Raw genomic sequence first — 17,610 nt, 5'->3', positions numbered from 1 at the left:
ATGGATATGCTTGAGATCATTGAATATCAAGATCAATATAAAAGTAATTTGAAAGAACTTTCATACGAGTGGTTGGAGAAATACGTTTCTGTAGAGCCTGAAGATGAACGAATTTTGAACAAGCCCAATGAAACTGTGATAGAGGGTGGGGGGCATATTTTCTTTGCTAAGTTTAATGGTAAAATTGTCGGTACGGTTTCATTGATAAAAATTGACGAGGGTTCTTACGAAGTGGCAAAATTGGCTGTTACAGAATTATATCAAGGTCGGAAAATCGGCAGACAGTTAATTGAAAAATGCATTCAAACCGCAAAACAAGCTGGAGCAAAGAAGATAATCCTATATACCAATCACGTCTTACAGGCGGCAATTCATTTATATAAATACTTCGGTTTTAAAGAAATTCAGCAAAATGTTAAAAAATATATTGAGGCAGATATAATGATGGAGCTTAAAATTTAAATATTATATCAAAAGAAATATTAGATTTGGTATTATTATATCCTTGTATCATAATATTACTATTTTCATAGACTTTTAGTATTGAAAGCATATCATTATTCTTTAACTCGGACCTAAAGTATAAATCCATACGTTTTAAATTGCATAAATTTATACATTCAGCCTCGGAAAAAGCATCATAGGCAAACTCGCCATAGCGGATATTGTTAACATGCCCAAGACAATCTATATAACTATTATATACTTTACGTTCATCTACTTTTTTAAATTCTGAATTAATATTAATTGTTGGGCTGGCTTCAATGGTAAAATCCTCATCCAATTCAGGTGCAACAAACGGAAGTTCCTTTTTTCGATAAATTGTTCTCTTGTCCGTATCTAGTAAGATAGAAAAACTAGCACCACGAAAAAGAATTTCGCCATTTTCATTCTTAAATACAAACTCCCTTCGAAAAAAAGGTCCCTTACGCTGGGAATGCCATGTTTGTGCATACATTTTAGTTATCCCTTCAACTGGCTTAATAATCTCAATAGCAAGGGAAACAAATGCCCATGCTAAATTATATTTCATTGTCATATCCATTTTTAAATTTATTTTGTTCAGATGCCAATCTACAACCTGACCGAATAATTTCTGATAACCATAAGGTTTTAATATATTGTTTTGGTTCAAATCAGATAATTCATTATTAATCTCGTAAATGTAATCTCTCTCCATTATTTTATCCTTTCCGACAAATAGTTCGATATGTCCTTCGTTCACCATATTCTACAGATACGAAACATATATAGGTTACACCCTTCATTTTACCACCATTTTGAAATATTTTATCGTGTTTTAGAAATAAGAAGAATACTACTGGTTACTCCACAAGCACTCAATACAGCAGGAACAATAAATTATTAGCTGCAAAATAGGCAATAGTTAATTCCTTTACTTTAAAAGTTTAAAAACAGCACCGAATTCATAAAAAATGGTGTTTATTTTTAACATAAAAAATGCCCAAAACCCTTTCGCAGGAAGGATTTTCAGCCAAAAAGATGTCAGTATTCAACTTCCAATTATGCTTATAATCTTACCGACAAACCGGAATTTAACCTCTTTTACTAATTTCATCTGTTATCAATGCTTTTGAAATATACATTGCTTTTATCCTGTTCTTAAGGAGTGTGTGCTGAGAGGTCCCCTCCACAAATTTTGGCTGTGTTTTTTCACATCTACTGATAACTGAAGAAACAATTTGTAGAGCTTCTTCTAATTCTTCGCTTGTATATTTGTCCACAGTATTTCACCTCAATTTTTCATTTATTGCTCTGTTGGATTATATAAATCATTCGAAGTTCAATTAATATTGTACTAACAAACAAGAACTGAAAGCAAATTAGACACTTCTGTTCAGGTTCCGCAGGATTCGACTGCCACTGTTGACCGGCAAATACAGCAAAACTCGTAATGCCGTACAGGGTAGTTCACGAGAATAAATACCTTGTTTTCCTGATATTTTATATCAAAGCCCGTGTTGTCATTTAGAAGCTTCGATTTGGTTTCATATATACAAAAAGGCAAAAAGCTCTGTACCCTTTGTTTTTGCATAGCGATTCCGGTCCATGTGCATCTTGGTATAGAAGATTATTTTTCTTTGTACCCTGCGGATCGGCAGTAAGAATGGAAACAATTGAGTAATTCTTTTCCTTTTCATGTCCATGCCTCCTTTCCGGAATGTTAAAGCCCGTCCGATTCGACAATTTCATCTTATCGAAATCAGGCAGGCGGTGTTGGAATTCAACTTATCAAAATCTTAATAAATTCTTATGAAGAACTTATTCTTTTCCTAAGCTGTTGTATACTGCCAATGCATCAGTAACACTGTATTAAAAAGCAAATTCTATCTAAAATCTAAAGAATAAATATGGCCATATCCAGGCTGGCTGACTTCCCCAATCTAGGCTCGGTACTCTTAAAAACTTTTGCGATTATTCATTTAAGTAAGTGCTCACCCTGTCCTGAATCAATTGGGCAGTCGCCTCCGCTGTCTTCTGTCCTGTAAGAAAGGCCGCGGTTTCCTCCTGAACAATGGAAATAATCTTCTGGTCCGTTCCGATGTAGACCTTCGCTTGACTCAGCAGGTTTTCCATATACTCGACATCCTCCTGGGTGGGGGGCTGCAGTGTTATCGATTGAGCTGGAATGCCGTCGTCCTTAATTCTCATTACCCCACCATTTTTTTGTATAGCCTGGGTGAAATTCCGGGCAATCTGGGGAAGCACACTCTTATTAATCGGCATTCCTCCCTGAGTCATCATATCATCAGAGACCAAAAATTTTAAAAATTCCCAGGCCAGCTCTTGATTGGCTGATTTACTGCTGATCCCATACATGGAGTCCGTGGAAAAGAACACGTTTCCGGGGGGCTTTAAGAGCTGAACACCCTCGCTGAAAATCGCCTTGGCCACTTGCAGGTCCCAAAACCCTCTAAGAGAAGTGAAATTAAAAACAAGTTTACCCCGGGCGGCCATGTCCATAATGTTGGTCTGAGCTGTATCCGTATTAACCAGTTTGTGGTCAATCAGATATTTACTCAGGTTCAGTAAATCAAGAAATTCTTGGCCGGTAAAATTGGCCGTCTTCTTCTCCGGATCGACCAGTTTGTCATAGTTCTCTTTAACCAGAGTCGCAATCAGTCTTTTTTCATCCATCCCGGCCAAGGCATACATCTCCTGGGTTCCCCCGTTTTGCTTGTCGTTCATGACCTTTTCCGCCGTCTTGACAAAATCGTTCCAATCCCAGATGCTATCGTCGATTAGCGCCTGGGAATCAGCCAGTAAGGTTCTATCGGCGGCAATCATATCAATACCGATATTAACCGGCAGCCCATAGAGTTTATCTTTATATTCTAAAGCCTCGAAAATATTTTGGTAGTATTTGTTGCTGTCAAAGCTTTGATCCGACTGCATCAGCCCGCCCAAGTCAACTAAAAGATTCTTATCCGCATAGGTCTGATAAGGCAGGTTGTTTAATAAAATGATATCGCTGCCCTGACCGGACATGAGCTGGGTATTCATAGCCGTGACATATTTTTCAATATCGCCGGGATCTGCCGCCCTAACACCTTCACCTTTTTCCGAAGTACTGGAGGTGTATTCTTTCACTTCCACACGAACGCCGGGATGAAGTTCCTCAAACTTTTTTACTGCCGTATCCAGGTACATATCTTTGATCACCACCGCAATGGTCAGGGAATCAGGATTATTATCTTCCCCGGCAGCCCGAGTATTGCCGCAGCCGGCGGTAAATACCATGCCGAGGACCAGAACCAGGCTTAAGACAACTCCGCATTTGTTTTTGATCATCAAAACACCCTTTTCTTTAAGTATTCAGTAGGAATTTAAACCCAAAAAGATATTCTGACTTGACTACTGTCTAATGATGTTCACCCCACTTTCTTGATCGAAAAAATGGGCCTTAGACATATTAAAACCCACCCTGACTTCCTGTCCGGTTTCGGCGCGCAGCTCCGGACTCACCCTGACAACCACCTCCCTGCCGTCTATCCTTACATAATGGTAAGTTTCAGCCCCTCTCAATTCGCTAAACTCCAGCCTCCCGCGCAAAGCACACTCGGGATGGCGGTCCAAAAAATCTCCGCTGCCGCAGAGATGCTCCGCTCTGATCCCCAGAACCACTTTCCGGTCCAGATACCCCTGCTCTTTTAACGTTTGTCCCCCGGCAGCAGGAACAAGCAGCAGGGCGTCGGCCAGTTTGGCAAAAATACAGCCCTTTTGCTCGATCATTAAAACTTCCAGAAAGTTCATCCCGGGGCTGCCGAGAAAACCGGCCACAAACATATTGACCGGGTGGTCATAGATGGATTGCGGGCTGTCAATTTGCTGGATCAGGCCGTCCTTCATCACCACGATTCTGGTGCCCATGGTCATGGCTTCGGTTTGATCATGGGTTACATAAACAAAGGTTGTTTGCAGATTTTTATGGAGCTTGGCAATTTCTATTCTCATCTGGGTTCTCAACTGCGCATCCAGGTTGGACAGAGGCTCATCCATCAGGAAAACCTCGGGTTTCCTGACAATGGCCCGTCCCAGGGCCACCCTTTGCCTTTGCCCGCCGGAAAGTTCCTTGGGTTTGCGTTCTAGAAGATCTTCAAGGGCCAGAATTCTGGCCGCTTCCTGCACATTTTTCCTGATTTCAGCCTTGGGCATCTTTCTCAACGTAAGTCCAAAAGCCATATTGTCATAGACCGATAGATGGGGATAAAGAGCATAATTTTGAAAAACCATGGCGATATTCCGGTCCTTGGCAGCCACGTCATTAACCGGCCGGTCGTCAATATATAATTCACCGGCTGAAATTTCCTCCAGCCCGGCAATCATCCTTAAAACGGTTGTTTTGCCACAGCCGGAGGGACCTACCAGGATTAAGAATTCTTGATCCTTTATTTCCAGAGAGAAATCCCTGACTGCCGTAACTCCGCCGGGGTAGGTCTTAGCTAGATTTTTCAGATATAAACTCGCCATCCGCCGCCCTCCTATTCGTTGGGGACATTCCTGTCCCCTTATTTATTTTGGTAACCACAGTTAAAAATACAGAGCTGAATACCAGCAACACCTCCCCGGTCTCTATGACCGGAGGCATTTTTATGATCCACAGCAAGGCGGTGCCCAGACTTAAGGCGGTCAGCATGAAAACGACACAGAAAACTTCAACTTTGAACAGTTTTTCCTGCAACAGCTTGATCTGGTAAAGCCCTAGCAAGAACAGCGGCCAACCCAGAAAGAGGTTTAAAAACAAGTTCCAGTTCTGAATGGTATTAAGGATATTCAACTGAATTTCTCCGGGCGGCGCTGCATATCCGGCGCTTTGCATCCTGGTTTGAATCCCCTTTTTAATGAGGTCGGCCCAAAATGAAACATCAATCAGTTCATTGGGGATGTTTTCCGGCGGAATATATAAAGTAAATCGGATTAATTTCCATAGCAGCAGCAACACCGCAACAAGCGCTAATACCTCCGCCATACTAAGCACAAGCCTGGCGGCGTCCCCCTTGATCATCTCCGACCAATATTTATCCCGGAGTCTCAGGCGGCAGAAATGATAAATACCCCTTATTTTTCGACTGAGCAAGCTGAAAACCATCACCATGGTCACCGTCCCCGCCACGAAATTGCGCAGCAGGTTCTCTTGTTCCATCAGGAGACCCGCCACGTTATAATCGATGATTTTGTAGTTGGCGGGGTCCTGGCCAATTGACGCCAGGGCTGTTTCTAAAACGGCGGCGTTGAGGCCTGTGGTGCCGGCATCCCTTGTTTCCACTTCCAATGAGGTTATTCGGGAATCCGCTTTCAGTTCCAACAGTATTTTCACCGGTATGTACACTGTGCCGTATCCCCTGTCCGTCAGAGTCCCGATCAGGGAATGGTCAGTCCAGGCCACCCCGGTTATTTTAAATTCCCGGCCATACAGTTCTATTTTCCGGCCTACCACATTGCAGTTTTGAAAAAGAGCCTGAGCCAGACCTTCATCAATTACGGCGACCTGCTGGTTTTCCTGTTCGAAAGTTAAAAAACAGCCTGATCGCAGGTTTATATGATGGAATTGATCGTACCTGTCATTCACCCCCAGCACCTGAGCTTGACTCTGGTTCTTTTGATAGGCGGCAGAAGTTGAAGCCTCCATGGCGTAAGCCAGATCGTAGTCCCGGAGGTTGTATTGGGTAAGCTGCCTCATATCTTTCAGGGAAAAAGAGCCTTCTTCCGGCTGATTGGCGTTGCTTAGCCAGGTGGCGGTAATTTTGTTGGTTTTGTGCAGGCCGCCAAGATCCGCCAATTTAGCGGGCAGGGATGACCCCAGGACGGTGCTCCAGGTTAAAACCAATAGACCCAGGGCCAGCATAAGATAGGCCGGATAGGCTGATTTGGCCGGTTTCAATTTGCCGCCTCCTTCAGAACTCTATCCCCGTCCTCCACCGGTTTATTGCTTTGCCTCAGCACTTCGCCCATCACACTATCTGTGAGAGCCGACTTTTCATTATCGCTGTCTTCCACATTTACTTCGACCTTTTGCAAATAGTTCTCCGTACCTAAAGGCCCTTTTCTTGATTCCAGAACGAAGGGGTAGGAGCCGCTGCTGTCGTTATAAACCGCACTGTTCGGTACGAGGATGGCGTAAGGCTTTGTTTTTTTGCTTAAATAAATTTCTCCCTTTTCGCCGCCTGTCAGGCCTTCCAGAGACACGTCGATCCACAAATCCTTCTTATCCCCGTTGTGCAGGCTGTTTTCCACGATCTTGTCAATTTTCCCCTCGGTTTTTTTATCCCCCAGGGAGAGAATATTAACACTCACCCTATCTCCGGGTTTGACGTAATCAACCAAATCATTGTCAATTGGCACGATCAGCCGGAACCCCTGTTGTAGATCAGCCAATTTAAATAGGGGCAAGGAGTTATTGGTGATAGATCCTTCGGGAAAATTTAGTTCTGTGATCATGCCGTCCACAGGCGCTGTATACACGCCGTTGTTTGCCACCTGTTTGGCCAGGGTATCCATCTTTCTGGCCTGTATTTCCAGATTAAGCTGAATGTCCTCACAGTTTCTTTGCGCGTCCGCCAGGTTCTTTTCGGCATTTTGCAGGTTTACCGCCGTTTCGGCTTCATGATCAAACAGGTACTTCAGGTTATCGTAATCCCTTTGTTTTTGCGCCTGCTCTTCCCGGGCCCCGGCCAGGGATAGTTGTAACTGCTGGTAGCGGGCCTGTTCATCCTGATAATTGGACTTCAGTTCGTTCACGTCCAGGCTGATGATGGGCTGGCCTTTGCTAACCCTGTCCCCCTGCTCCACCATGACCTCCTTTACTCGCAAATTGGCGTCTGCGTATTCCTCCCGGATTGATTTGACCTCGACCGTCCCTTCACCGAATATTTCTTTGATTAACGCTCCGTTCGTCGGCCGGACCGTTTGGACCCTGGGCAGAGCAAAGTTATTGATGGTATTGGAGAAGAAAGTTAACCCGATCATCGCCATTAGGAACAGCAGGCTCAGCTTTCCGATCACTTTTTTTCTTTGCGCATCATCCGCAATTGCTTGATTCTGCAATTTTCTGTCTCCCTTTCTGACCTGGTGCAGCGACACAAAAAGCAACGCCCTGGTTGCTCAGCCTTTGATTCCAGAAAGCCGGATCCCTTCCAGCAAGTATTTTTCGGCGTAAAGAAAGTTCAGCAGCACCGGCAGCATATACAAAGTGGATGCGGCAAAGGCCAATCCTTTTTCACCGTCGACGATTCTGGAAAGATAGAGAGAAAGAGGCTGTTTGGCCGCATTTTGTAAAAAAATCAACGGCTGTTCGACCATGTTCCAATTATCAATAAAAACAAGGATGGTCATGGCTGCTATGCCGGCCCTGGACATGGGCAGGATGATTTTGAGGAAAATCTGGAGCTGGTTGGCTCCGTCCACCCGGGCTGCTTCAATATAGGAGTCCGGTATTTGCTCCATATACTGTTTTAAAAGGAATACGCCAAAGGTGCTGAAGATGCCGGGAAAGATAATGGACCAGTGGCTATTCAGCAGGCCCAGTTGGCCGGCCATTAAATAATTGGGCACAAGGGTTACCTGGAATGGCATCAGCATTACAATGATATACAAAATAAACAAAAGATTCCTGCCCCTAAACTTTAGTTTGGCAAAGGCATAGGCCGCCAGGGTTGCAACAATCGTTTGCCCAATGACGATAGGGAAGGTAATCAGCACGGAATTCCAGAACATGAAAAGAAACTGGGTCTTTTTAATGAGTACGTTATAATACTGCTTCAGCACCACCACGTCGGGTATAAGCTGGAACCGGGCGAAGTGATTCGCGGTGTCATCGTTATAGCTGCTTAAATTTTTGTCCGTCACCGGGTCATAATTATCGGCAATTTCCTGTTCACTCATCAATGAATTGGTGACGGTTACAGCCAGGGGAAACATGAATAGGACAGCCAGTACCAGTAAAACTGTGATATGGAGTATATTTTTTATTCGGTGGTTGCGATTCAACACACACACCTCTCTCGCCGGTTCTAAGTTTGTTAATTAATCCTGTTGGTGATCTTTCTCTCCACGATAAAAAGCAGTAAAACGACGACCACGATAAAGGCAGCCATAATGAAGGCCGCGGAAGTCAATTTTTGGTAATCCAGAGCCATGAACATATTGTTCATGTAGTGCTGCAGCATATAGATGCTGTTATGGGGATATTCTCCGGAGATAAGATACGTCTCCCGAAACACTTTAAATGAATTGATAATCGAGATAACAAAAACAAAAAAAGTCGTGGGGGTCAAATAAACCAGGGTTATTCGGAAAAACTCCTGCCGGCGGCTGGCCCCGTCGATCCTGGCCGCTTCGTAGTATTCAGCCGGTATATTTTGTAATCCGGCCAGAAACAGGATTACGCTGTAACCAATGTTTTTCCATAGATAAATCACCAGCACTACCATCCTGGACCACTTGGTTTTCATCCAGTCCACGGACGGGTAACCCAGGGCATGGATCAGGGAATTTAAAACGCCGTTTAAATCAAAGAAGGCCTGCCAGACCAAAACAACCGAGGCTACGGGTACCACCAAAGGAGTGATCATGATGGTGCGAAACAGGTTCCGGCCCTGGATTCTTTGGTCCAATAACAAGGCCACTCCCAGGGAGAGAATCATATTAAGAGGTACACAGATTAAAGTAAACTTGGCTGTATTCGCCAGAGCTGATAAAAAGCTCGGGTTTTTTAACAAAACGCCGTAATTATGTAATCCGACAAAAGTACCGTTAAGGGGACTGTCCACCAGGGAATAATAAAAGCCGGTGACAAACGGGAGCAAATAAAAAAGAGAAAAACCCAGCAGGCTGGGCCCGAGGAAAAGCCAGGCCAGGCAGCCGTTATTCGTTTTTAATTTTCCGGTTTTCATCTTTACCACTCTAATCGTGATGGCCCAAGCAAAGGCTTAATCGAAATCCCGAGCAATCGAGCGCCCGGTAAACCACGGAAGCCGTCTGTTTAATACGCTCGGCCGTATCAGGATCAATGCGGGCAGGCATATGGATTCTGGAGGTTTTCGGGGTATATTTTTCCGTGTAATCAAAGTGCTTCGTAGCATCGAAGAATATTTTTCTTTGTATCCTGCGGATCGGCAGTAAGAATGGAAACATCTGAATCATTCCTTTTCTTTTCATGTCCGAGACCCCCTTTCAGGAATATAAAAGCCCGTCTGATTCGACAATTTCATCTTATCGAATTAAGACAGGCTAAATTGGAATTTTAACTTATCAAAATCTTAATAAATTCTTATGAAGGCCTTATTATTTTCCTATACTGTTGTATACAGCTAATACACATGGAAGTTGAAAATCGAAGGATATTTCTTTGGAGGTATAACGTATGCCAAGACGAATTTGTCCACGATGTAGATAACGAAATACAGCGACTATTGAGGGGTATCTTCTAACCTATATGACAGACCGTAAATTTCTTGCGCCGTCTAAAACTCACATGTCCTTCGTTCTTGGGTGAAATCGTCCAGGATGGCTGAACCATGCTCTAGATAAAAAACCTTAAAACTAGGATTGTCTGGTGTTTGGAAGGGTATTTTCAATTCAGGTATCTGCTCAAAGAGCCTTTCCTTCTTTGTAATATCATCGTCAAACTTGATTTCTCCGCTAACCCTGGTCCACACCATTTCCTTAGTTGTTTTTGAGTATTCAATATAAGGAACCTTCGTAATCTGTTTATAAACATCTTTGATACTTGAAGTACAGAAATATAGCCGCCCATTTTCTTCAAACATAAATCCAAATGGTCTAACCCTGGGCTTTCCATCATCAACTGTAGCTAAATATCCTACAATAGATGAGTCGTTTAAAATTCCCAGTACTTGCTGCCATACAGAATTTGCCATCGTTTATCCTCCTCCGATATTCGTTACTTCTTATTAGTTGCATTTTCGCAGATAATATTAAAGTTCAAGGGGTTGCTCTTTTCCTGCATTAAAACTGCTATCTGCCATCAGGTGACCTCGGATTAGCGTTCCAAGGCATATTGACCAACCAGGTAAATCAAATTATAATTTGATTTACCTGGTTGGTCAATAATATTCAGACTAAAGAGGAGAAACTATGAAGTTATTAAACTTAGAACCTGGCAGGCAACAAACCATCATAAATGCCGCATTAAAGGAATTCGCATTAAAAGGTTTTGATGATGCTTCAACTAATGCAATTGCCAGGGAATCCGGCGTTTCCAAGGGCTTATTGTTTCACTACATCAATACTAAAAAGGAGCTCTTTTTATACCTATGCGATTATAGCCTGGAGATTCTCAAGACTGAAGTGGTAGATGTCGCCAATATGTTGGAAAGCGACATTTTAGAAAGATGTCGCCAGATTACACTACTTAAAATGGAAATAATGCATAAGCACCCCTATGTATTCGATTTCTTTTGGGTTATAGTTTTCACCGACTCAGAAGCGGTCAAAGCGGAATTAGATCAAAGAAAACAGAACTTTCTAGCAATAAACTCGCTCAAACTGTATCAGAATCTTGATGAGTCAAGATTTAGAGAAGGTATTGATGCTAAAAAGGCCAACCGGCTTATTATCTGGGCCGTTGAAGGCTATGAAAAAGAAATGTACAAAGAAATCAAAGGAATGCCGTTAACCCAAATCCCTTACGATCAATACCTGGCAGACTTTGATACCTACCTGGACATACTCAGAAAATCTTTTTACAGCAAAAGCACTTAATTCTCTCTATACAAATAAAGGCGGTGTTTGAAATGGGTTTAACCTTAACCATTGAGATGCTAATCAAGCAAGCCATCGAGCGGGGCGAACTCAAAAATTTACCCGGAGAAGGCAAGCCTATAGAGTTAAAAAATCTCAATCCATTGGAAACAAAAGAGGATAGAATGATCAATCGGCTTGTGGCCGCGTTAATGGCTGCGTCAGGACAACTCCCAATAGAGATTATTATACTTAAAGAAATTGAAGGCCTTAAACAAAGGCTGGAAGAATGCAAATCAGATAGCGAAAAGCAAATCCTCCAGAGCAAACTGGCAGAATTGAATTGGAAATATGAGATTCAAAAAGAGGCGCGGCTTGGTTTTTATAACCGCTGATCTTCTTACAAGAAAACAAACATAGAACCAGCGAAACTTCCCGTTACCCATATTAAGTAAAAATTAATTCTTTTTCTTTTCATGTCCAAGACCCCTTTAGGCGGTGTTGGAATTTTAGCTTATCAAATCTTAATAAATTCTTATGAACAATTTATTCTTTTCTTATGCTGTTGTATACAGCTAATGCATCGGTAATATTGTATTGTTCGGATTTGTGATTTCCCTCTGCACCGGCTGAAATCAGAATATATTCCTGTTTGCCCACTTTGGCGAGACTGGCGAGACATAGCCCGGCCTCATCGGTATATCCGGTTTTCCCTCCTAGCATTTCCCCACCAGTGATGTTTTGATGGTTGAGGTCTTCAAACATGGTATTGTAAAAGGTTATCCCGCCAGGGTGCTTATTCGTAGGTTGTGTGGAATGACGGGATGAAGTAAAAATCTCCCTGAAAGTATCATTTTGCATAGCATAGCTTAGAAGAATAGCCAGATCTTTGACTGTTGTGTAGTGGTTTACATTGTGAAGTCCGGTGGCATTTTCAAAATGAGTATTGTCCATACCAAGATCTGCCGCCTTTTGATTCATTAATTTTACAAAATTCTGTTCTGATACAGCAATCTGGTCAGCAAGTCCAATACAGCACTCCGCGCCGCTCGGCAGCATTGCTCCGTATAACAGATCGATTGCCCTTACCTGCTCACCGGGCTGGAAACCGGCCATTGATGCATCTGCTTGGTACAGCCCCTGAAACGTAGAATTGCTAAGTTTGATTTCTTCCTTCAGATCAGGTAAATTTTCTATTACAACAATGGTTGTCATCATTTTAGTCAAAGAAGCAGGGTAGATTTTTTCTTCGCTGTTTTTTTGCATCAGGATGGTATGATCTTTTAACCGGATCAGAATCGCGTGAGGACTGTTCAGCCTGTCTGGCGATATAGCGACAGCGGAGTCATGCCCTATTTCCAATGAGGGTACCGACGTGGTTCTATCCTCAACGTATTTCTCAAATAAATGCTGGGCGACAGAGGTAATGATGTATTTACATGCAAAGACAGCTATGACAACCATCAGCAGGAATGACAGTAATATCCGTGTTTTTGACTTTTTCCTTTTTACTTTTCGCGCCATAATAAAAACAGCTCCTTATTCTGTGCTGAAATTATTCAACCACAGAACAAAGAGCTATGTTGGAATTCCATCTTATGAACTTCTTAAGATTTTCTTATAACGGAAGCTTTACTGTAAATGTAGTATTTTCCGGGTTGCTTTCCACAGAGATTGTTCCATCGTGAGCCGTGACAATTTCTTGTGCGATGGCCAAACCCAGCCCTGCCCCACCGGTGCTTGTGGAACGTGCAGTATCTAATCGGTAAAATTTTTCAAAAATACTATTAAGCTTTCCCTGCGGGATTGGATTTCCCTGATTGGTAAAAGTTATAACAATATTTTTATCTTGCTGCTGAGCGGAAATGTCAATGCCGCTGTTTTCATAGCTATAGGCTATGGCATTTTTCAGAATGTTATTGAACACACGGGCCAGTTTGTCTGCATCTCCCCATAGAGTGAGTCCGTCAGGCACATTGACGGACACCTGTTTTCCTTGTGGAGTCAGCATTGGATAGAATTCATCTGCCATCTGCTGGAGCATGAACAGTAAATTAATTTTTTCTTTATTCAAAACAATTGTTTGAAGATTAAATCTTGTGATCTCAAAAAACTCATTGATAAGCTCCTCTAATCGATAAGCTTTTTCCAAGGTAATACCGACATACTTTGCCTTCTGTTCAGGAGGCATATCAGGAGCTTCATCCAGAAGACTTAAATATCCTATAACAGAGGTTAGAGGTGTCTTTATATCATGGGCCAAGTAAACGACCAAATCATTTTTGCGCTGCTCCGCATCAAGAGCAGCCTTCTTTTGTTTTTCCAGATTGTTTTTTATTTGATTAAGCTTATTTTCCATAAAATCCAATTCCGGTGATAATGTAATTTCTGCATCGGATTCCTCAGTAAGTTTATCCATTCCAGCGCTGATTTCATCAAAATATTTTGTGAACCAAGAAACAGAAAATCGAAAAAGGATAACTAAAAATATTAGAATTACAACAAAAAGAATCATGTCCATATTGTTGCGAATCACTAACTGATAGATTTTCTGTGCGTCCGAATTTTCAAAATGAAAAGCGTTGACTAAAAATCGAACGATACGATCTCCGACCTGCCCACGCAGGATATAGCGCAATAGATAAACAGTCACAGCGGCGGCAATTGTAATCAGAAGCATTTGAAAAAATACTTTCCCTTTTAATTTTGTATAATCATTCCTTCTTTTATCTCTCTTACTTTTCAATTTTATAGCCAACTCCCCATACCGTTTTGATATATTTAGGATGTTCCGCGCTGTCGTGCATTTTTTCCCTTAAATGCCTGATATGAACCATTACCGTATTATTGCTGTTGGTGAAATACTTGTCTCCCCATACCTCATGGAACAATTCTTCCGAACTGACCACCCGTCCGCGATTGGAACAAAGGACCCAAAGAATGGAAAACTCTGTAGGAGTGAGAGCAAGCGATCTTTCGTTTAATGTGCATTCATGAGTATCCTTGTCCAATACCAAACCGGAAAAGGCAATCAAGTGTTCTTCCTGGTTTGGCTCCGCAGAATTATATTTGGTAAATCTCCGGAGCTGCGCCTTTACACGGGCAATAAGTTCCAAGGGGCGAAACGGTTTAGTGATATAGTCGTCCGCACCCAATGTCAGCCCGGTAATCTTATCGATTTCTTCTTCTTTGGCAGTCAGCATGATAACCGGAAAATTACGCTTTTCCCGGATTTGCTGACAGATTGAAAAACCGTCTACATCGGGGAGCATGACATCCAAAATGGCGAGGTCTAGTTTTTCATTTTCAATACAGTTAAGGGCATCCTTCCCGTTATAAAATTTAAAGATATTATAGTTCTCATTTTTCAGATAAACTTCAACCAAATCGGCAATAGCTTGTTCATCATCAACTATTAAAATATTTGCAGCCAAAAGCCTCATCTTCTTTCTTTTGAGTATATATCCCCATAATTATTATATTGCGAAGCAAAAATCCATTTTATAGCTTTTTACTTATTAAAATCTTAAGATTTTCTGAATATCGCGATACTGATAGTCCTTTACACACAAATGTAAATATCACTTTCGTCAATAGCAAGGGTTTTAAGCAATAAATTTCCTGAGCTTTTAAAAAATTTAAGGGACAGTCTACCCTATCGGCAAACTGTCCCTTAACCTTAAACCTGAAGCATTATTGTGGCGGAGAGTTAGGGATTCGAACCCTAGAGAGCCTTCATCAGACCCTACTCGATTTCGAGTCGAGCGCCTTCGACCAGCTCGGCCAACTCTCCTTATTGTTGTATTCTATTTTAGGCTTACTTTTCCCTCAAGGACTTAAAAAAGTTTTGGATAATTTCCCGGCACTCATCTTCCAGGATGCCTGAAATGACTTCCACCCGGTGGTTAAATTTGGGCTGGTGAACGATGTTTAAAATGGAGTCCACCGAACCGGCCTTAGGGTTAGGGACACCGTATACCAGGCGCCTGACCCGGAATTGCACAATTGCCCCGGCACACATGGCGCAGGGTTCCACCGTCACATACAACGTGGCGTGGTTTAAGCGCCAGTCTCCCAGGTGCTTCGCCGCTTCCCGCATGGCTAGGATTTCCGCGTGGGCCGATGCGTCGCAAAGGCTTTCCCGCAGGTCATGGCCACGGCCCACAATGGCTCCTTGGGCCACCACCACGGCGCCAATGGGCACCTCCCCTTTATCCGCAGCCCTTTGAGCCTCCAGCAGGGCCTCGCGCATGTAGGTAGCATGTGACAAACCGCAAAACTCCTTAAAAATAAAAAAAGATGGTGCGCCCGGGAGGACTCGAACCACCGGCACGCGGTTTAGGAAACCGCTGCTCTATCCACCTGAGCTACGGGCGCATATAAAGAAGTTGCTAGCCCCAAATTTTCATTTTAGAACTAACAACCTGTTAACAATGGCGTGCCTGAAGGGACTCGAACCCCTAACCTCCTGATCCGTAGTCAGGTGCTCTATCCAATTGAGCCACAGGCACTTATTTAAGGCAAGAAGAATCATAACATAACTTAGACAAGATGTCAAGAATAAGCTGGCGTGCCCGAAGGGACTCGAACCCCTAACCTCCTGATCCGTAGTCAGGTGCTCTATCCAATTGAGCCACGGGCACATTGTTTCATGGTTTGTCATAGATTATAGCGTACAAAAGCACTTGCTTACTGTCACAGATTTTATTATATAACAGATCTGAAGAGAAAATCAACTGGAATAAATCGCTTTGAGTTAAATCCTGTGTCGGGGGGTAATTTTTTGAAAAGCCTTTTTAAAGATGCCAGCTTTGAATCCATTTTAAGATTTTTATCGGTCTTGGCTGTTTTATGTTTTCTTTACTTGTTCTTTAAAAACATCTGTTCCGATCTTTTTATGGGTCCGGAAAGCAAGTGGCAGATATTAGTTGGCATTATTCTTTTTGCTGCGCTGGTGCTTCTCATCGTTTTTGGGTCCAGTTTGGTATTAAAATACGGAGATAAAGAAATTAAAATCAATCAACCGCCGTTAATGGATATAGCTCATGTTAATGTTGGGGCCGGCGGCCTTAACGAAATGATCGACCCCGAAGACAATGTGCAATTGAAATCCTTCAAGATCACGGAACTGGCCCGGGACGGTATTCTTACGGAAACGGATCCGGAAGGCCGACTGAAAGGATATATTACCATAGAATCCTTTTTAGAGGGATGTTTTAATGGTGAGTGCCGTCCCTTTACCATCTTTGATCAGCCCATGGCAAAAGCAAAAATTTATTTGGATAGCGGAGACTGGGTGGTGCTGGGAGAAAGCCTTCTTTCGGTGGCCGCTAAGATGGTTTCCCGTAACGCTTCCGCCCTGCCCGTGTTGGATCACCGGGGCCGGGCGGTGGGTTCCATCACCTACCGACAAGTATTATCCCTCTTGATACAGGAATATCAAAAAGAAGAAAACCGTTAGTGCGGCGCACTAGCAGTTTTTAAATCCCCTAAATATTGCTAATTCGTATTATATAAAAATGCGAAATAAAAAATTACAAGATTATCGAAATTATTAAAGAAAGTTTTCAAAGCAATCATAATTTCGTTGCTTTACAATCTTACCATCTCTGAATTCAAAAAACTGAGCAAAATATGCCTTCATTTCATCACCGGCTTTCAGCTTTCCTAATGGAATTGCTAGTCTACCCGTCCAAATCGCTTCAATAATAACTGTATTTCCACAAGAATATGCTTTTATAATCTCGTAGTTTTGAATTGAAATAACCTGCTTTCCTTTTATTGATGCATCCTTTATAGCATCCAGGTTTCTCTCAACAATCTTTTTTGTTAATAAATTAGGATACTCAATTTGATTTGCGGATTCATCATAAAAATTATTAAGTTCCTCACCTATTTTTCCATCACTTACTGCCTTAATAAATTCGATTGCCAATTCAACATTTTTGTTTTCCACTTTCATCCCCCTCTTCTCAACCCTTTGAAAATTTCAAACATCTGTAATAAGCACAATATCATACTAATACGTAGAATATTAATCCACATTTATAATTTACCATATAATTATAGAAAGAAGCCAATTGCAGATGCAATCGGCTTCTTTCTATAAAATATAATGGCGGAGAGCGAGGGATTCGAACCCTCGATACAGGTTTAAGCCCGTATACTCGCTTAGCAGGCGAGCGCCTTCAGCCAACTCGGCCAGCTCTCCGAATTATTATTAACTTACCTGGCGGAAGGGGTGGGATTCGAACCCACGGAACCCGCAAAGGCTCAACGGTTTTCAAGACCGCCTCCTTAAACCGCTCGGACACCCTTCCGGGTTAGGAACCACGTTACTAAACGCTTAAACTCAAGGCAAGTTAGAGTATACCACAGCCAAAAGAG

General features: G+C 42.5%; 19 protein-coding genes, 6 tRNA genes and 1 pseudogene. 4 read left to right on the top strand and 22 right to left on the bottom strand.

Features of this window, described 5'->3' with window-relative positions; all coding sequences use genetic code 11:
• A complete protein-coding gene (locus tag DESRU_RS00245) occupies positions 1 to 462 on the top strand; it encodes a GNAT family N-acetyltransferase (RefSeq protein ID WP_013840129.1) in 462 nt (153 codons plus the stop codon).
• Here the strand turns inward: DESRU_RS00245 and DESRU_RS00240 are convergent.
• From DESRU_RS00240 to DESRU_RS00190, 11 genes and pseudogenes are all read right to left on the bottom strand, one after another.
• Positions 452 to 1,228, bottom strand: coding sequence for an acyl-ACP thioesterase domain-containing protein (locus tag DESRU_RS00240; protein WP_041275243.1), 777 nt, complete (start codon positions 1,226 to 1,228; stop codon positions 452 to 454). The genes DESRU_RS00245 and DESRU_RS00240 overlap by 11 nt on opposite strands.
• Positions 1,229 to 1,556: 328 nt before the next feature.
• Positions 1,557 to 1,745: a hypothetical protein gene (locus tag DESRU_RS00235; RefSeq protein ID WP_013840127.1), complete on the bottom strand. Its 189-nt coding sequence runs from the start codon at positions 1,743 to 1,745 to the stop codon at positions 1,557 to 1,559.
• A 264-nt stretch (positions 1,746 to 2,009) separates the two neighbouring features.
• Complete coding sequence (locus DESRU_RS20090) at positions 2,010 to 2,162, bottom strand: hypothetical protein (RefSeq protein WP_420794895.1); 153 nt, start codon at positions 2,160 to 2,162, stop codon at positions 2,010 to 2,012.
• Positions 2,163 to 2,436: 274 nt separating this feature from the next.
• A complete protein-coding gene (locus DESRU_RS00225; RefSeq protein WP_013840126.1) occupies positions 2,437 to 3,813 on the bottom strand; it encodes an ABC transporter substrate-binding protein in 1,377 nt (458 codons plus the stop codon).
• Positions 3,814 to 3,876: 63 nt separating this feature from the next.
• Complete coding sequence (locus DESRU_RS00220) at positions 3,877 to 4,992, bottom strand: ABC transporter ATP-binding protein (RefSeq protein WP_013840125.1); 1,116 nt, start codon at positions 4,990 to 4,992, stop codon at positions 3,877 to 3,879.
• On the bottom strand, positions 4,961 to 6,403 hold the full coding sequence (locus tag DESRU_RS00215; protein ID WP_013840124.1) for an ABC transporter permease: 1,443 nt from the start codon (positions 6,401 to 6,403) through the stop codon (positions 4,961 to 4,963). The genes DESRU_RS00220 and DESRU_RS00215 overlap by 32 nt, the downstream gene beginning before the upstream one ends.
• Entirely contained in the window at positions 6,400 to 7,566 is a 1,167-nt protein-coding gene (locus DESRU_RS00210) for an efflux RND transporter periplasmic adaptor subunit (protein ID WP_013840123.1), read from the bottom strand. The genes DESRU_RS00215 and DESRU_RS00210 overlap by 4 nt, the downstream gene beginning before the upstream one ends.
• Before the next feature lie 57 nt (positions 7,567 to 7,623).
• On the bottom strand, positions 7,624 to 8,508 hold the full coding sequence (locus DESRU_RS00205) for a carbohydrate ABC transporter permease (RefSeq protein WP_013840122.1): 885 nt from the start codon (positions 8,506 to 8,508) through the stop codon (positions 7,624 to 7,626).
• 32 nt (positions 8,509 to 8,540) lie between these two features.
• Entirely contained in the window at positions 8,541 to 9,413 is an 873-nt protein-coding gene (locus tag DESRU_RS00200; protein WP_013840121.1) for a carbohydrate ABC transporter permease, read from the bottom strand.
• Between the two features lie 43 nt (positions 9,414 to 9,456).
• Positions 9,457 to 9,588, bottom strand: a pseudogene (locus DESRU_RS21675) (D-alanine--(R)-lactate ligase); the annotation flags it as partial.
• Between the two features lie 395 nt (positions 9,589 to 9,983).
• Positions 9,984 to 10,400 (bottom strand): pyridoxamine 5'-phosphate oxidase family protein, encoded by a 417-nt coding sequence (locus tag DESRU_RS00190; RefSeq protein WP_013840120.1) that lies wholly within the window; start codon positions 10,398 to 10,400, stop codon positions 9,984 to 9,986.
• 217 nt (positions 10,401 to 10,617) lie between these two features.
• On the opposite strand from DESRU_RS00190, the gene DESRU_RS00185 reads away from it, so the two are divergent.
• The gene (locus DESRU_RS00185) at positions 10,618 to 11,244 is read left to right on the top strand and encodes a TetR/AcrR family transcriptional regulator (protein ID WP_013840119.1); all 627 of its coding nucleotides are present in this window, start codon (positions 10,618 to 10,620) and stop codon (positions 11,242 to 11,244) included.
• A 32-nt stretch (positions 11,245 to 11,276) separates the two neighbouring features.
• Positions 11,277 to 11,618 carry a DnaJ family domain-containing protein gene (locus tag DESRU_RS00180; protein WP_013840118.1) on the top strand — a complete coding sequence of 114 codons (342 nt, stop codon included), beginning with the start codon at positions 11,277 to 11,279 and terminating at the stop codon, positions 11,616 to 11,618.
• Positions 11,619 to 11,769: 151 nt separating this feature from the next.
• Here DESRU_RS00180 and DESRU_RS00175 read toward each other — a convergent pair whose 3' ends face one another.
• From DESRU_RS00175 to DESRU_RS00140, 8 genes are all read right to left on the bottom strand, one after another.
• Positions 11,770 to 12,747 (bottom strand): D-alanyl-D-alanine carboxypeptidase family protein, encoded by a 978-nt coding sequence (locus DESRU_RS00175; protein WP_013840117.1) that lies wholly within the window; start codon positions 12,745 to 12,747, stop codon positions 11,770 to 11,772.
• A gap of 94 nt (positions 12,748 to 12,841) precedes the next feature.
• On the bottom strand, positions 12,842 to 13,981 hold the full coding sequence (gene vanS, locus DESRU_RS00170; RefSeq protein ID WP_419763401.1) for a vancomycin resistance histidine kinase VanS: 1,140 nt from the start codon (positions 13,979 to 13,981) through the stop codon (positions 12,842 to 12,844).
• Complete coding sequence (gene vanR / locus DESRU_RS00165) at positions 13,959 to 14,666, bottom strand: VanR-ABDEGLN family response regulator transcription factor (RefSeq protein ID WP_013840115.1); 708 nt, start codon at positions 14,664 to 14,666, stop codon at positions 13,959 to 13,961. Before vanR ends, vanS begins: the two co-directional genes overlap by 23 nt.
• Before the next feature lie 256 nt (positions 14,667 to 14,922).
• Positions 14,923 to 15,016 (bottom strand) — tRNA-Ser (locus DESRU_RS00160).
• A gap of 24 nt (positions 15,017 to 15,040) precedes the next feature.
• A complete protein-coding gene (tadA, locus tag DESRU_RS00155) occupies positions 15,041 to 15,493 on the bottom strand; it encodes a tRNA adenosine(34) deaminase TadA (RefSeq protein WP_013840114.1) in 453 nt (150 codons plus the stop codon).
• Positions 15,494 to 15,523: 30 nt separating this feature from the next.
• A tRNA-Arg gene (locus tag DESRU_RS00150) sits at positions 15,524 to 15,600 on the bottom strand.
• 57 nt (positions 15,601 to 15,657) lie between these two features.
• Positions 15,658 to 15,734: transfer RNA gene (locus tag DESRU_RS00145), tRNA-Arg, on the bottom strand.
• A gap of 55 nt (positions 15,735 to 15,789) precedes the next feature.
• Positions 15,790 to 15,866: transfer RNA gene (locus tag DESRU_RS00140), tRNA-Arg, on the bottom strand.
• Positions 15,867 to 16,006: 140 nt separating this feature from the next.
• On the opposite strand from DESRU_RS00140, the gene DESRU_RS00135 reads away from it, so the two are divergent.
• Positions 16,007 to 16,684 (top strand): CBS domain-containing protein, encoded by a 678-nt coding sequence (locus DESRU_RS00135; RefSeq protein WP_013840113.1) that lies wholly within the window; start codon positions 16,007 to 16,009, stop codon positions 16,682 to 16,684.
• Between the two features lie 93 nt (positions 16,685 to 16,777).
• Here the strand turns inward: DESRU_RS00135 and DESRU_RS00130 are convergent, their stop codons facing one another.
• The 3 genes from DESRU_RS00130 to DESRU_RS00120 form a co-directional block, all read right to left on the bottom strand.
• Positions 16,778 to 17,185 carry a nuclear transport factor 2 family protein gene (locus tag DESRU_RS00130; RefSeq protein ID WP_238446331.1) on the bottom strand — a complete coding sequence of 136 codons (408 nt, stop codon included), beginning with the start codon at positions 17,183 to 17,185 and terminating at the stop codon, positions 16,778 to 16,780.
• A 154-nt stretch (positions 17,186 to 17,339) separates the two neighbouring features.
• A tRNA-Ser gene (locus DESRU_RS00125) sits at positions 17,340 to 17,434 on the bottom strand.
• Between the two features lie 19 nt (positions 17,435 to 17,453).
• Positions 17,454 to 17,543, bottom strand: a tRNA-Ser gene (locus DESRU_RS00120).
• Between the last annotated feature and the right edge of the window lie 67 nt (positions 17,544 to 17,610).

It is taken from the genome of Desulforamulus ruminis DSM 2154, from assembly GCF_000215085.1.
GTDB classification, from domain to species: domain Bacteria; phylum Bacillota; class Desulfotomaculia; order Desulfotomaculales; family Desulfotomaculaceae; genus Desulfotomaculum; species Desulfotomaculum ruminis.
The sequence above is the reverse complement of the archived record's forward strand: the minus strand, read 5'-3'. Positions and strand labels throughout refer to the sequence as shown.

Excerpts from the sequence above, each read along its gene's own strand:
- DESRU_RS00245 (WP_013840129.1), top strand. The coding sequence starts at position 1 with ATGGATATGCTTGAGATCATTGAATATCAAGATCAATATAAAAGTAAT.
- DESRU_RS00240 (WP_041275243.1), bottom strand. The coding sequence starts at position 1,228 with ATGGTGAACGAAGGACATATCGAACTATTTGTCGGAAAGGATAAAATA.
- DESRU_RS20090 (WP_420794895.1), bottom strand. The coding sequence starts at position 2,162 with ATGAAAAGGAAAAGAATTACTCAATTGTTTCCATTCTTACTGCCGATC.
- DESRU_RS00225 (WP_013840126.1), bottom strand. The coding sequence starts at position 3,813 with ATGATCAAAAACAAATGCGGAGTTGTCTTAAGCCTGGTTCTGGTCCTC.
- DESRU_RS00220 (WP_013840125.1), bottom strand. The coding sequence starts at position 4,992 with ATGGCGAGTTTATATCTGAAAAATCTAGCTAAGACCTACCCCGGCGGA.
- DESRU_RS00200 (WP_013840121.1), bottom strand. The coding sequence starts at position 9,413 with ATGAAAACCGGAAAATTAAAAACGAATAACGGCTGCCTGGCCTGGCTT.
- DESRU_RS00190 (WP_013840120.1), bottom strand. The coding sequence starts at position 10,400 with ATGGCAAATTCTGTATGGCAGCAAGTACTGGGAATTTTAAACGACTCA.
- DESRU_RS00185 (WP_013840119.1), top strand. The coding sequence starts at position 10,618 with ATGAAGTTATTAAACTTAGAACCTGGCAGGCAACAAACCATCATAAAT.
- DESRU_RS00180 (WP_013840118.1), top strand. The coding sequence starts at position 11,277 with ATGGGTTTAACCTTAACCATTGAGATGCTAATCAAGCAAGCCATCGAG.
- DESRU_RS00175 (WP_013840117.1), bottom strand. The coding sequence starts at position 12,747 with ATGGCGCGAAAAGTAAAAAGGAAAAAGTCAAAAACACGGATATTACTG.
- vanR (WP_013840115.1), bottom strand. The coding sequence starts at position 14,666 with ATGAGGCTTTTGGCTGCAAATATTTTAATAGTTGATGATGAACAAGCT.
- DESRU_RS00130 (WP_238446331.1), bottom strand. The coding sequence starts at position 17,185 with ATGAAAGTGGAAAACAAAAATGTTGAATTGGCAATCGAATTTATTAAG.